Below are 13,418 nucleotides of genomic sequence, written 5' to 3'. Positions count from 1 at the left end.
TTACTCCCCCAGGCCGTATTTTTTGTCGAGCGCGTTCATTCTCCAGGCGTAGAAGAAGATCAGCACGATGAAGGTAAGAATGGAGCCTTGCTGAGCAAACCAGAAGCCCAGGTCCGTTCCGCCAACGGGAATGCCCGCGAGTAGCGGACGGAACAGGATGGCACATCCATAGGAGACAAATGCCCAAACCATGAGGCATCCGAAGATTAGCCGGACGTTGGCCTTCCAGTATTCAGCAGCATTGGATTTATCGTCTGCCATTGTGTTGCTCTCCAGTTGTGATTTTTAGGGTTGGAAAGTGAACTCAAGATAGCGTTTGGTTCATCAGGGCGACCCCGCATAGAAAACCGCGCTGGGTGTTGGGCGGTAAGACAGTGTTGCCAGGCACGTCACCTTCTTATTGTTAAGCCGTCTTGTGTCGTTATTGGGTGATCGGCAAGTTATCGTCAGCGGTTTGAAGTGCGTTAGATAGGTGTCGTGCGATTACCCTGTATGACTCGTTGATAATACTGGGCAATAATTGCAAAAAATAAATCCCAGACTTTGGTATCAGGTGCTCTTTGCAAGGCAGTGAAATTGGCTGTTTTGAATATAAAGCATTATTTTTATTGATTTTTCATCGATATTTAAACGCCGTCTGAGAAGTGGTAGGACAATAGTCTATGGCTCGATTAAAAGTAATGTTTGCTACCTTAATAAGAGGCGTTTAGTTGGTTTAATTGTGTTTAAAAAGCCGCTACTTTAGTCGCTAAACGAACGTCGTTAAGACGTTCGTGCTATAGCAAAAAGTATAAATGCATTGGTTGAAAAGTAATCAAACCGTTCGTTGTCCTTCCTAATCATTGCGCTTGAGCGAGGTCACCCATGGTGGAAGTGGATCTGTCCCAGCTACCGTTTACGCTGATGGATGAGGCGGGGCGCGATCATGTTCGTCGCGGGATGGATCTTGCCTACTTTGACCGCGATGAAATTATTCTGGAGATGGGCCAGGCGGGCGAATCCGTTTTCTTGATTCATAAAGGCGAGGTCGCCGAACTTGATCCCACCCTGCCTGCTGCTAGTGCGCGCATTGGCCACTACACCGCAGGCGATTTGTTTGGCGCCATCAGTATCCTCAACGGCAAAAGCCGCTACCGCTTCCAAGCTGAACAAGAGTGCCTGTGCTATGTGATGCCTAAAGCGCTGTTTACTCAACTGTGCCGTCACTATCCACCGTTTGAGCAGTTCTTTAAGCAGTCGCTCTCACACAAAGCGCGCCTGCTCACCGAAAAACGCGCCGAAGGCGGCGTCACTATGGCGGGCTTTATGCTGGCCAAAGTGAATGAGTGTATGCGCGAGCCGCTGCTCATTGATGCCTCAAAGAGTATTCATGACGCTGTTCGACAGCTACATGATAGTCATGCGGACAGTCTACTGGTCGCTACTGCAGGCTCCCTGGGCATGGTGACCAAAACCGATCTACTCAATGGATTGGTATTGGGTAACTGCACCCAGGCAACACCGGTTGAAGCGCTGGCCAACGTCTCCTTGGTCACGGTAGCTCCCGAGCAGTACCTGTTTGAAGCGCTGATTTTAATGACCCGCCATAAAGTGGCGCGGGTGGTGGTAATGGACGGGGGGAGTGTTAAAGGCGTCGTTGAGCTAATGGACGTGTTGAGCTTCTTCTCTAGCCGTAGCTACGTGGTCAGCCTGCAGGTGGAGCAGGCCAACAGTCTGGAAGCGCTGGCGGCGGCCAGCCAGCGTACGCCGGAATTAGTGAATGCGCTGATGGCGCAGGGCGTAAAGCTGCGTTTTGCCATGGATCTGTTGGCGGCGCTGAACGGGCGCATTATGAGCAAAGCGTGGAGCTTCACAGTGCCTGAGCAGTACCACACCCAAAGCTGCTTAATGGTGATGGGCAGCGAAGGACGCGGCGAGCAGATCCTCAAAACCGATCAAGATAACGGGTTGATCTTAGCTGATGATTGCCAGTGGCCCACAGTGGCTGAGGAGATGAACACTCTAACGGAAACGCTAATCCAGCTAGGCTATCCACCTTGCCCCGGCAATATCATGGTGTCTAACCCAGAGTGGGTAGGTACGGTTTCCCAGTGGAAAAACAATATCACTAAGTGGGTCAATGCCCGAGATGGCGATAGCCTGATGAAACTAGCGATTCTATTGGACTCCCACTGCGTGGCGGGTAATCCGGCGCTACTGGATCAGGTGCGTGAAGCGCTGTTTGAGCGCTGCTCCCACGATGAACTGCTGCTCTCTTACTTTGCCCGGGCGGCACTGCGCTTCTCGACGCCGCTGACGCTATTTGGCTCGCTGAAAAAGCCCCAGCACGGTATTGATATCAAAAAAGGCGGTATTTTTCCGATAGTCCACGGTGTGCGTACGATGGCCCTTGAGCGGCGCATTAATGCGACCTCTACCTTGGACCGCTTAGATGCCTTGGCCGCCGATGGGCGGCTTGACCGCCGCTTTGCTGATGATCTAGGCGAGGCACTGGCGCTGTTTACCGAGCTACGCCTTCGTCAGCAGCTTCAGGAGTTGGATAACGCCAACCCTAAACGTACCAATCGAGTGGTCGTTCAGGAGCTCTCTTCGCTAGAACGGGACTTGTTGCGTGAAGCCCTACACATCGTGAAAGACTTTAAGCAGCGTCTTTCCCATCGTTACCATTTGGAGTATTCGTGAGCGGAATGCGCTTGTTAGATCGACATATGACCCTGTTCAGCGGTTCACTGCGCACGCTGCTTCAGCGTGAGAGCGACCGCCGTCGCTGGGCGGACTCGCCCTATGCCTGGCTGTTTCAGCCTTATATGGGGGAAGAGGCCGTGGCCATGGCGTGCCAGGTAAGCGCCGTTCAGCCCGCTGTAATGAGTGTGGCGGCGGTGGTGCTAAGCCCGCGCCAAGTGCACACCAGTCGTACGTGGGTGGCCACCTTAGTTGCATCATCGGCGCTGGCGCCTGCTACTCTGCGACGCCATCATCAGTTGCATACCACGCACTCGCCCCGTTCTCCCGATGCTGAGTGTCTGAGTGAGCTGGCGGAGTTTATTGGCAATCGGCCGTTAGTCGGGTGGCAATTAGAGAACACCATTGAGCCGCTTAATGGGCTGTTTCGAAACGTGCTGGGATTCGGGCTGCCTAACGCGCAGGTGGATATTGCCAAGCTGCACGGGCGTCAGCTACGGCGGCTGCATCCTCATATCGAAGCCAGCAGTTGCCTTGGTGATGCGCTTACCCGATGGAAACTGCCCCCATTAACCTGGCCCAGCGTGGTCAGCGAAGCCACCGCCAGCGCGTTGCTGTATCTGCGTCTTCAGCGCGAGATAGCGTTAACTGCCTAGGGTTTGTATTGGGTAGAGCTTCGTAGTGTTGTTAGAATATGCGCTGCTCCTTCACCCATCGGCAGTGCGACGATCATGTTACAACCTGACTACTTTGACCCCACTTCGTCAGACAGCGCGTCTGACGAGCCCCTTGTCCAGCAGCATGAGCTGCAGGATGCCAAGCAGAAGCGTGAATTCAACAAGTTGCAAAAACGCCTGCGGCGCGAAGTAGGGAACGCCATCATCGATTACAACATGATCGAGGATGGCGACCGGGTCATGGTGTGTCTCTCTGGTGGTAAAGATAGCTATACGATGCTGGAGATTCTGCGCAACCTACAGCGCAACGCACCGGTTAATTTTTCCCTGGTAGCGGTCAATATGGATCAGAAGCAGCCAGGTTTCCCAGAACACGTGTTGCCCCAGTACCTGGATAAGCAAGGCGTGGAATATCACATTCTGGAGCGTGATACCTACTCGGTGGTGAAGGAGAAAACCCCGGAAGGTAAAACCACCTGCGCGCTCTGCTCAAGGCTGCGGCGTGGTTCGTTGTATGGCTTTGCCGAGGAGATTGGGGCCAACAAAATTGCTTTGGGCCACCACCGGGAAGATATCCTGGAGACGCTGTTTCTCAATATGTTCTTTGGCGGCACCTTAAAAGCCATGCCACCGAAGCTGCTCTCGGATGATGGTAAAAACATCGTGATTCGCCCGCTGGCCTACTGCAAAGAGGCGGATATTGCGGAGTTTTCAAGGCTGATGGAGTTTCCGATCATTCCCTGCAACCTGTGCGGCTCTCAGCCCAATATGCAGCGCCAGGTTGTCAAAGAGATGCTGGCGGAGTGGGATAAAAAACACCCCGGCCGGTTGGAGAGTATGTTCAAAGCGGTGACCAACGTTGCCCCTTCGCAGCTTGCCGACCGTGAGCTGTTTGATTTTGCCGGTCTGGAAGCGAAGCAGGCCGCATTGATGGAGGGGCGCATTCAGGCGTTTAACGTGAGTTAACCGCTTGGGCTTCCTCTTCAGCTAGGGTGATGAGGCGCCGCATATCCAAAATATTGACCTCGCGCCCGGAGACGGCCACCACGTTTTGCTGCTGAAAGCGGCTAAGAATACGGCTAACCGTCTCCACCGCGAGGCCTAGATAGTTGCCCATATCTGCCCGTGACATGGAAAGCCGGAAGCTATAGGGGGAGTAGCCCCGGCGCCGAAAACGGTCAGAAAGTGTAATCAAAAAGCTGGCCAGCCGCTGATCGGCAGTTTTGCGTGACAGTAAACGCATCATCCGCCGGTCGTCTCGTAGTTCCTTGCTCATGCTGCGGTAAAGCTGGCCGCGCAGTTCGGGCAGCTCCTCGGAGAGCGAGTCCAAACGGTCAAACGGAATTTCGCATACCGTGGTGGTTTCCAGGGCAATCACGGTGCCGGGGTAGTGTTCTTCGTCAATCCCATCCAGACCCACCAGCTCGCTGGGTAGAAAGAAATTGGTGAGCTGGTCGTTGCCATTCCCTTCGCTAGTCACCTGCTTCAAGCTGCCAGAGCGCACCGCGTAAACGCTGGTGAAAGGATCTCCTTGGCGAAACAGCCGCTCGCCTTTTTTCAACGGCGAGCGGCGGCGGATAATCGCATCGAACTGGCTCATATCCTCAAGCTCTAGGGCAAGCGGTAGGCACAGCGAGCTTAGGCTACAGGTTTGGCAGCGCGCCTCTTGCAGCAGTGAACGTCGTTGGCTGGCAGGATATGACATGTGGTGCTCCCTTTTTATTAGCCATCATAGGCGCAGGGGGTAGGTGTCTCGATACGCTTATAAAATCTTCGAGTAGCGTTGGTTGCCCTGATGTTGCAGGTGATTATCGAAGGCCATGGCTAAGTGCCGAATCAACAGCCGTCCGGTGGGCGTAGCTTGTAAATAGAGGCCTTGGCGCACTAGCAGGCCATCCTGCTCGGCGGTTTTCAACCGTTCAAGAGCGGTTGAAAAGTAATCAGCGGCATTTATCTGCCAACGCTGGCCTATTGCTTCAAGGTCAATGGCCATATCGCACATTAAGCGCTCAATCACCTCTCTGCGCATTAGGTCATCCTTATTTAAGAGTAACCCTTTTACGGTCGCTAGCCTACCTTCATCTAAGGCAGCTTCATAGTGGGACAGCTGAGTGGGGTTTTGTGCGTAAACGTCGTCTACCCGAGAAATAGCCGACACCCCCAAACCAATCAAGTCGCACTGGGAATGGCTTGAGTATCCCTGGAAGTTGCGCTGCAGCGTACCGTAGCGCTGTGCCTGAGCCAAGCTGTCCTCTGGGCGAGCAAAGTGATCCATACCAATATGTACATAGCCCGCTTGGGTCAGCATCTCAATAGTGGTACGCAAAATAGCCAGTTTTTCATCCGCGCTGGGCAGGTCGGCTTCATTAATACGTCGTTGGGGCGCAAAGCGGGTTGGCATATGGGCATAGTTAAAGACCGACAGCCGTGCCGGGCCCAGTTCAATCACTTGGCTTAGGGTATCAGCGAAGCTTTGCTCGGTTTGAAAGGGCAGGCCATAAATTAAATCGAGGTTGAGCGAGCGAAAACCAAGCCGGTGCGCCTCATCCATCAAGGTTTCAGTGAGCACCCGTGGCTGCACGCGATTAATCGCTGCCTGCACCTGTGGGTTGAGATCCTGAACGCCCAGGCTTAAGCGATTAAAGCCCAGCGACTGCAGGTGGCGCAGGGTAAAGACATCCGCTTCGCGTGGGTCAATTTCAATAGCGTAGTCGCGGTCCGGTGCGCTCGATAAGCCAAACCGTGCATCCAGGCGGTCTATTAAATCGCTCATCTGCGCCAGGGTTAAGAACGTCGGCGTGCCGCCGCCCCAGTGCAGCTGCTGCACTGGCCGCTTTGTATCAAGATGCCGGGAGGTCAGCACCATTTCTCGATCCAGCCGAGACAAGTAGGGCTCTGCGAGGGCTGTATTTTTCGTGGCGATTTTATTGCACGCGCAGTAAAAACAGATTTTGCGACAAAAGGGCACATGAACATAAAGTGAGAGCGGCTTTTGGCTGGCATTGCTGCGTTCAAGCGCCTGGGTCATATCGTCAGCGGTGAACTGGTCGTGAAACGAGAGTGCTGTAGGGTATGAGGTGTAGCGAGGGCCGCTGGTGTCGTAGCGGCGTATCAGGGCGTCATCCCAGGCGGTGGCCTCAACCGCTGCAGAAATAGGGTGAGCGAGAGCAGCAGTGGCATGAACGGGCATAAGGAGCGCTCCTAAGTAGCAGGGCAAAGCAAGAACCGATCAACATAAGCGACGAGCTTCGCAGCTCGAACGCGTGTTGGAATGCTACGTCAGCGTAGAAGGGAAAGCGTTGAGCTATATCAAGCGATAGGATGTTTGTATTGAGTATTGTCTAGAGGAGTTTGATGGGTAAGCTCTTAATGCCCGGCATGGGGCATCAGCGCCCAAAGCTGCCACAGGGCAAAACCGATAATCGTCAGCGCGGCAAGGCTACGGGTCGCCGGGTGACGAATTAACTGGCTGAGCTGGCGGGCGGCCAGACCCGTGGCTAACAGGGCAGGCAGCGTTCCCAGGCCGAAGGCCCCCATCAATAGCGCCCCTTGTAGCGGGTCGGCGATGGCCAAGCTCCAGGCGAGCATCGAGTACACCAGCCCACAAGGCAGCCAGCCCCACAGGGCACCGAGCGCAAAGGCTTGCGGCAGGTGAACCACGGGCATCAAACGCCGCCCGACGGGTTCGATGAAGCGCCATAGCCTGCGCCCCACGGCTTCGACTTTCAATAGCCCTTTCCACCAGTTGGCGATATACAGCGCCATTAGGATCAGCATCACCGCCGCGACGACCTGCAGCGCGATACGCGCCTGAGGTGACAGCGATACCAAGGTGCCGAGCGCGGCCACCAAGGCTCCTGCCGTCATATAGCTCAGGATACGGCCCGTGTTATAGCTGAGCAGTAATCCCCCCATGCGAGCTGGGTGGCGCATGCTGGGTGGCACGGCGAAGGTGAGGGCGCTCATGATGCCGCCGCACATGCCAATGCAGTGAGCCCCGCCCATCAGGCCAAACACAAACGCCGCCATCAACGGCGGCAGGTCAAGTCCGGTCGGGTTCACGGCGGTGGCTCACGGTCACGGGGTGGCTTGGTACCTTTTTTGCGCTCGGCGCGCTGTTCGGGGGTGAGATCGTTCTCATCGTCGTCGAACAGAATGCGATGGGCAGGGCCTTCCAAGTCGTCGAACTGGTCATTCTTCACGGCCCAGAAGAACGCCCACACTGCCAGCCCCAACAGAATCAGCGACAGCGGAATCAGTAGGTAGAGAATGGTCATACGGTCACCGGTGTGGCTGGGGCTATCTGAGGAGCGGGTGAGGTACGCCAGCGCGTGAGGCGCAGCGCATTACCTACCACGAAGAGAGAGCTTAGCGACATACCGATCGCCGCCAACCAAGGCGGTACCAGCCCCATCGCGGCCAGGGGAAGCGCAGAGAAATTATAGCAAGCCGACCAAATCATATTTTGGCGCATGATGCGCCGAGTGGCGCTGGCAATCTCGATGGCCTCGAAAATACGTATTAAGCGTGGGCTGAGCAAGACCGCATCGGCCCGAGTGCGTGCCAAGTCGGTGGCGCCATTCATGGCAATGGCCACATCGGCACCGGCGAGCACGGGTACATCGTTAATGCCGTCGCCAATCATGACCACACGTTCGCCCTGCGCCTGCAGTTCACGCAGCCGCTCCAGCTTACCTTCTGGTGATTTGCCCGCGTGCCAGGTGGTGATGTTGAGCTGCTCGGCTAAGCTCTCTACGGCTTCCTGCGTATCGCCTGACAGTAACTCAACGTTAAGCCCTCTGGCCTGCAGGGCGGCTACGGTTTGCGCAGCATCTTCACGGATACCGTCGTGGAGCTTAAACCAGGCCCGCGGGGCGCTATCTTCACTCAGCAGCAGCCACTGCCCGGCGCTGGGCGGCGTGAGTGGCTCGGTCGTTGCAAAATCGGGCTTGCCCAAGCGCCACGTTGTGCCGTTAAGCACGCCTTCTAGCCCGCTGCCGGTGACGCTTTTCACCTGACGCGCCTGCAGTGTGGCATCGCGGAACGGGCGAAACGCGCGGGCAATGGGATGCTCGGAGTGGGCTTCCAGCGCGGCGGCAATGGCCCGTAGCTGTTCGCTACTTTGCTCGTTTAACGGGCAGGTTTGGGTGAGCTGCATCTCGCCACGGGTGAGCGTGCCGGTTTTGTCAAAAATCACCCGCGTGGCGTTAGAAAGTGATTCGATGGCATCGGCGCGGGTGATCAGCACGCCACGCTGGCGCAGCTGTCCATGCCCTGCCGTGAGAGCCGTTGGGGTGGCGAGTGCCAGCGCACAGGGGCAGGTCACCACTAGAACGGAGAGCAGCACCCAAAGCATGCGGGAAGGGTCGATAAACCACCACGCCACGGTCACGCAAGCGGTGACCACCAGCAGGCGCAGTACAAACAGGTGGGCCATGCGCGCCGCCATTTGCGCCAAACGTGGGCGGCTGGCAAAGGCGCGGTCGGTTAAATCCACAATGCCCGCCACGCGTGCATTGTTGCCTGCATGAGTAACCCGCACCGTGAGCGGGTTTTCCATGTTTTGGCTGCCACCTACCACCTGTTCGCCCACTCGGCGGGTGACGGGCAGGTACTCGCCGGTCAGCATCGACTCGTCCAGGCTAGACTCGCCATCTTCGATAATACCGTCGGCGGGGACGCCATGGCCGGGCTTGATAAGTACGCGGTCGCCTGGGGCAAGCTCGCTAGCGGGCAGAATGCGTTCGCTGCCGTCAGCTTCCAGCCGTGTAGCAGACACCGGTAGCACGCCACTAAGCGCATTGCCGCTATGGCCGCTGCGCCGCCTAGCGCGTCCTTCCACGTAGCGGCCAAACAGTAGGAAGAAGGTAAACATGGCGACCGAGTCAAAATAGACCTCACCCACGTTAAACAGCACCGCGTAGCTGCTGGCGAAATACGCGCCACCAATGGCTAATGAAACAGGCACATCCATCCCTAGTACGCCGGTTTTGAGATCGCGCAGGGCGTTACGGAAGAAGGGCAGCGCCGAAAAGAACACCACCGGCGTTGCCAGAGCGAACGAGAGCCAGTGAAACAGCGCAAAGAAGTCTTCACTGAGTTCCCCAGGCCCCGACACATAAATGGGGATGGAGAACATCATCACCTGCATCATCCCGACCGCCGCCACTATTAAGCGGCGCACATTCATGCGCTCTTCATGCTGCAGCCGCGTCTGGGCTTGGTCGGGTTCATAGGGCTGAGCATCGTAACCAATCGCGGCAAGTTCAGCGAATAGCTGCGATAGCTTTACTACGTTTGGGTCCCAGGAAACCCGCAGGCGGTGATGGGTCAGATTCACCGCGCTGGAGACAACGCCTTCAAGCGCGTTCAATCGGTGCTCGATAAGCCAGGCGCAGGCGGCACAGGTAATCCCTTCTACGGCAAGCGTTGCCCTAACGTGGCCCTCATCGCCATCCGGATGAACAAACTGCGACTGTAGGCCAGGGTCGTCAAATACCGACCAAGTATCCGCTTTTGCAGCTTGACGCTCATCGGGGCGCTCAGGCAGTTCGGTACGGTAGCGGTAGTAGCTCTCTAATCCGCCGTCGACAATGGCATGGGCCACGGCTTCGCAGCCGGGGCAGCATAAAGAGTGGGACGTGTCATCAATGACGATACGCCACGGTGCCCCGTCGGGCACCGGGCTTCCGCAGTGGTAGCAGCTTAGCGCTTTAGTGCTCATTCGCTCTCTGACCGCCCTCCGGGCAGAAGGGCAACGCTCGTTTCATTGGGGAAGCGGGCTTCGCCGATCAGGCGCCACTCGGCGTCATCGCCTTGCACGGGCTGAATCTGTAGGTACCAGCGGTAGCGCAAATTATCCGGCCCCTGAGTGATATAGCGGCCTTCGCGCACGTGTTCTAGTACGAAGGATTGATCACGGTCATCTTCGGTGGGGAAGATGAGATCTAAATAGAGTTTATCCGGACGAGCATCGCCAGCAAGGTCGATCACAATATCACTAGTCAGTGGGTCGATGCGCAGGTCGGCGCTCAAATTGAGTTCGCGCGCGCGCTCCTGCTTCGCCAGCACCATGTTAATAGCTTTACCGTGCTCGTAGTAATCCTCCTGGACCACCATGCCGTCGTAGCTCTTGATCGACATGATGGCGAAGCCAGTACTAAATAGGATGGACGAAAACAGCAGCCCTAGTAAAAACCACGGCCAAAACTGTTTGTACCAGGGCGGAATCGAGGTGTCTGACATGACGCATTTATCTCCTAATGTCGCTCAAGAACCGCGTTTCGCGGGTCTGGCGAATTTGCTCATCTTGCTGCGCCTGCAGCGTAAACGTAATCGCGTGGCTGGGCTCGCTTAACGACGCTGGGTCGGCCAGTACGGTAATCACCTGAGTGCGTGATTCACCCGCAGGTACACGCAGCGAGGTGTTATCCAACTGCAAATTAGGTAAGCCTGCCGCGCTAATATCATAGGTGTGATCTTGGGAGTCCAGGTTGCGCACAGTCAGGCTGTAGACGTTGCTGATCTGCCCGTCACGGGTCATTTGGTAGAGCTGAGTACGCTCGCGCTCAGCGTCAAAGCTCATCGGGGTACGGTCATTAACTGCCCAGGCAAAAGTCGCCATCATCACCACCAAAGCAACGAAATAGCCAATCAAGCGCGGGCGAAGAATATGACTTTTCTTGCCTTCCAGCGCGTTTTCAGTGGTGTAGCGAATAAGTCCTCTGGGGTAGCCCATTTTATCCATCACGCTGTCGCAGGCATCGATGCAAGCGGCGCATGTGATGCACTCGTATTGCAGGCCGTCGCGTATATCAATGCCGGTGGGGCAGACCTGCACACAGAGTTCGCAGTCGATACAGTCTCCCAAGCCCGCTTCTCGCGCTTGCGTATGGCTAAGTGATTTCTTACGTCTACCACGTGGCTCGCCTCGCGCTTCGTCGTAAGAGACGATCAGCGTATCGCGATCAAACATGACCGACTGGAAGCGGGCGTAGGGGCACATATAAATACATACCTGCTCACGCAGCCAGCCTGCGTTGAGGTAGGTAAAGACTAAAAAGAACCCAACCCAAAAATAGGACCAGCCGTGGGCTTCTAGAGTGGGAAGCTCCATGACAAGTTCACGAATCGGCGTAAAGTAGCCTACAAACGTCACACCGGTTGCCAGAGCGATCAGCAGCCAAGCGGTATGCTTCGCGCCCTTACGCCAGGCTTTATTGGCATTCATCGGTTGGTTGTCTAGCTTTATGCGCTGGTTGCGCGAGCCTTCGATCCGGTGTTCAAGCCAGATAAAGAGAAATGTCCAAACACTTTGCGGACAGGTGTAACCGCACCATACCCGCCCCGCAAAAACGGTAATAAAAAATAGCCCAAAGGCGCAAATAATCAGCAGCCACGACAGAAGAACAAACTCTTGAGGGTAAAACGTGGCGGCAAAGATATGAAATTCTCGGCCCGCTAAGTCAAACCACACCGCAGGGCGGTCGCCCCAGTTTAACCAGGGCAGCAGAAAGAACCCCATCATCAGCGCCCAGTTGGCGCTGCGTCGCACCTTTTGAAACAGCCCTTTGATTTCTCGTACATAGATGTGTCGCCGTTTGGCATACATCTCTTGAGTAGTTGTTTCACCAGGCGTGTGGTGCCCAACGGTTGGCGGCGTAATATCGTGGCTAGGTATTTTTTCCATGGCGGTGATCGCAGCTCAATAGGCAGGAGTGGACATCAGCCCGGCAAACTCGACGTCAGCACACAGTGCCGGTTGCGTTGTGTTATGCCGAGTCGTTGATCGCACATGACTAGCAATAGTGTAACGGATCGTCGGGCGGCTGAGCGGTCGTTAGATGTAGAAAGGGTGCGGTATGTAACCGCACCCCTTCGTTTACGCTTGCGTTAAACGCCTGTCAACGGGACTAGTCGTTGAAGCGCAGGCTATACACGTAAGCGGCGACGAGATGGACGCGTTCCTCACCGATATACGCCGCCTGGGCAGGCATGTGGCCGTTACGGCCATTGCGCAGCGTTTGGCGAATGGAGTCGGCAACGCTCTGCCCCGGTGCCTGATACAGCCAGATATCGTTGGTCAGGTTGGGCGCGCCGAGTGCCGTGTTGCCGGTGCCGCTGGGCGTGTGACAGGCGGCACAAGCGGCCAGGAAGGTGCTTTCACCGCTGGCTGCGCGCTCCTCGTCGTGCTCCAGGTTGGAGAGCGACAGCACGTACTGAGTCAGGTTTTCGATGTTGTTCTCACCCAGCTGCTGCCAGGACGGCATCAGGCCGTTACGGCCGTTGTTGAGCGTGGTCAGAATGTTCTCGGGTTCGCCACCGTATAGCCAGTCATCGTCGGTCAGGTTGGGGAAACCGTAGCCGCCCTGGGCGTTCGAGCCATGACACACAGCGCAGTTGTTCAAGAAGATACGCTCGGCCACCTGCATGGCTTCACCATCACGCGCCAGCTCGGGGATAGGCACTTCCTGATACTGAGCAAAAATTGGCGTAAAGCGATCTTCGGCGTCGGCCACTTCCTCTTCCCACTGACTCTCCTGGGACCAGCCCAGTATGCCTGCGTAGTTACCCAGGCCTGGGTAGAGCACCAGATAGCCAAGGGCAAATACGACGGTCAGGATAAAGAGCTTAAACCACCACTGCGGAAGTGGGTTGTCATACTCTTCAATTCCGTCAGCCGCGTGGCCAGTGGTTTCGATATTGCCATCAGCATCTGGGGTTTTATCGGTGCGGCGGTTGGCTAGCAAAATCCAAACGCTTAGCGCGATCGTGCCCAAAGTGATGACGATGATCCAGGCGCTCCAGAAGCTGGATAGGGAGTCACCCCATAAATTATTCATCTATTCTTATCTCCCCTGTCGTGGCGGGAATCCGCTTCGTGTTCTGTCGAAGCATGCTTGTCACGGGTCGGCTGCTCATCATCGTCGGCAAAGGGCAAGTTAGCCGCTTCGTCGAAGTCTGGCTTGCGACGCTTGGAGTAGGCCCAGAAAAAGATACCGATAAAAGCGACGATCAAAATCAGCGTGATAAGGCCGCGGAAAGTTCCCGTATCCATAA

13 protein-coding genes are annotated in these 13,418 nt (G+C 56.0%); 3 read left to right on the top strand and 10 right to left on the bottom strand.

Translation table 11 applies throughout. The features are described from left to right. Positions 1-261 (bottom strand): DUF4212 domain-containing protein, encoded by a 261-nt coding sequence (locus L1249_RS05385; RefSeq protein ID WP_044628717.1) that lies wholly within the window; start codon positions 259-261, stop codon positions 1-3. A 603-nt stretch (positions 262-864) separates the two neighbouring features. On the opposite strand from L1249_RS05385, the gene L1249_RS05380 reads away from it, so the two are divergent. The 3 genes from L1249_RS05380 (at position 865) to ttcA (ending at position 4,325) form a co-directional block, all read left to right on the top strand. After that, entirely contained in the window at positions 865-2,682 is a 1,818-nt protein-coding gene (locus L1249_RS05380) for a putative nucleotidyltransferase substrate binding domain-containing protein (protein WP_044628716.1), read from the top strand. Between the two features lie 5 nt (positions 2,683-2,687). Then, positions 2,688-3,338 (top strand): DNA polymerase III subunit epsilon, encoded by a 651-nt coding sequence (locus L1249_RS05375; RefSeq protein WP_044628715.1) that lies wholly within the window; start codon positions 2,688-2,690, stop codon positions 3,336-3,338. Between the two features lie 75 nt (positions 3,339-3,413). Continuing rightward, positions 3,414-4,325, top strand: coding sequence for a tRNA 2-thiocytidine(32) synthetase TtcA (gene ttcA / locus L1249_RS05370; protein ID WP_044628714.1), 912 nt, complete (start codon positions 3,414-3,416; stop codon positions 4,323-4,325). On the opposite strand, the gene fnr is transcribed toward ttcA, so the two are convergent. From fnr to L1249_RS05325, 9 genes are all read right to left on the bottom strand, one after another. Continuing rightward, positions 4,312-5,064, bottom strand: a complete 753-nt coding sequence (gene fnr, locus L1249_RS05365; RefSeq protein WP_137093288.1) for a fumarate/nitrate reduction transcriptional regulator Fnr — start codon at positions 5,062-5,064, stop codon at positions 4,312-4,314. The genes ttcA and fnr overlap by 14 nt on opposite strands. 57 nt (positions 5,065-5,121) lie before the next feature. Then, complete coding sequence (gene hemN, locus L1249_RS05360; protein WP_058577153.1) at positions 5,122-6,549, bottom strand: oxygen-independent coproporphyrinogen III oxidase; 1,428 nt, start codon at positions 6,547-6,549, stop codon at positions 5,122-5,124. A gap of 176 nt (positions 6,550-6,725) precedes the next feature. Beyond that, the gene (locus L1249_RS05355) at positions 6,726-7,421 is read right to left on the bottom strand and encodes a sulfite exporter TauE/SafE family protein (RefSeq protein WP_044628711.1); all 696 of its coding nucleotides are present in this window, start codon (positions 7,419-7,421) and stop codon (positions 6,726-6,728) included. After that, positions 7,418-7,636 carry a cbb3-type cytochrome oxidase assembly protein CcoS gene (ccoS, locus tag L1249_RS05350; RefSeq protein WP_044628710.1) on the bottom strand — a complete coding sequence of 73 codons (219 nt, stop codon included), beginning with the start codon at positions 7,634-7,636 and terminating at the stop codon, positions 7,418-7,420. Before ccoS ends, L1249_RS05355 begins: the two co-directional genes overlap by 4 nt. Further along, entirely contained in the window at positions 7,633-10,083 is a 2,451-nt protein-coding gene (locus tag L1249_RS05345; RefSeq protein WP_235253438.1) for a heavy metal translocating P-type ATPase, read from the bottom strand. Before L1249_RS05345 ends, ccoS begins: the two co-directional genes overlap by 4 nt. After that, on the bottom strand, positions 10,080-10,604 hold the full coding sequence (locus L1249_RS05340; protein WP_058577155.1) for a FixH family protein: 525 nt from the start codon (positions 10,602-10,604) through the stop codon (positions 10,080-10,082). Before L1249_RS05340 ends, L1249_RS05345 begins: the two co-directional genes overlap by 4 nt. A 7-nt stretch (positions 10,605-10,611) precedes the next feature. Then, on the bottom strand, positions 10,612-12,048 hold the full coding sequence (gene ccoG / locus L1249_RS05335; RefSeq protein WP_228168332.1) for a cytochrome c oxidase accessory protein CcoG: 1,437 nt from the start codon (positions 12,046-12,048) through the stop codon (positions 10,612-10,614). Positions 12,049-12,271: 223 nt separating this feature from the next. Further along, complete coding sequence (ccoP, locus tag L1249_RS05330) at positions 12,272-13,201, bottom strand: cytochrome-c oxidase, cbb3-type subunit III (protein ID WP_044628706.1); 930 nt, start codon at positions 13,199-13,201, stop codon at positions 12,272-12,274. After that, the gene (locus L1249_RS05325; protein WP_044628705.1) at positions 13,198-13,416 is read right to left on the bottom strand and encodes a CcoQ/FixQ family Cbb3-type cytochrome c oxidase assembly chaperone; all 219 of its coding nucleotides are present in this window, start codon (positions 13,414-13,416) and stop codon (positions 13,198-13,200) included. The genes ccoP and L1249_RS05325 overlap by 4 nt, the downstream gene beginning before the upstream one ends. Positions 13,417-13,418 lie beyond the last annotated feature (2 nt).

The sequence above is a fragment of the Halomonas sp. Cn5-12 genome (genome assembly GCF_021532545.1).
GTDB lineage: Bacteria > Pseudomonadota > Gammaproteobacteria > Pseudomonadales > Halomonadaceae > Vreelandella > Vreelandella aquamarina.
This window is presented reverse-complemented; position numbering and strand designations above follow the sequence as displayed.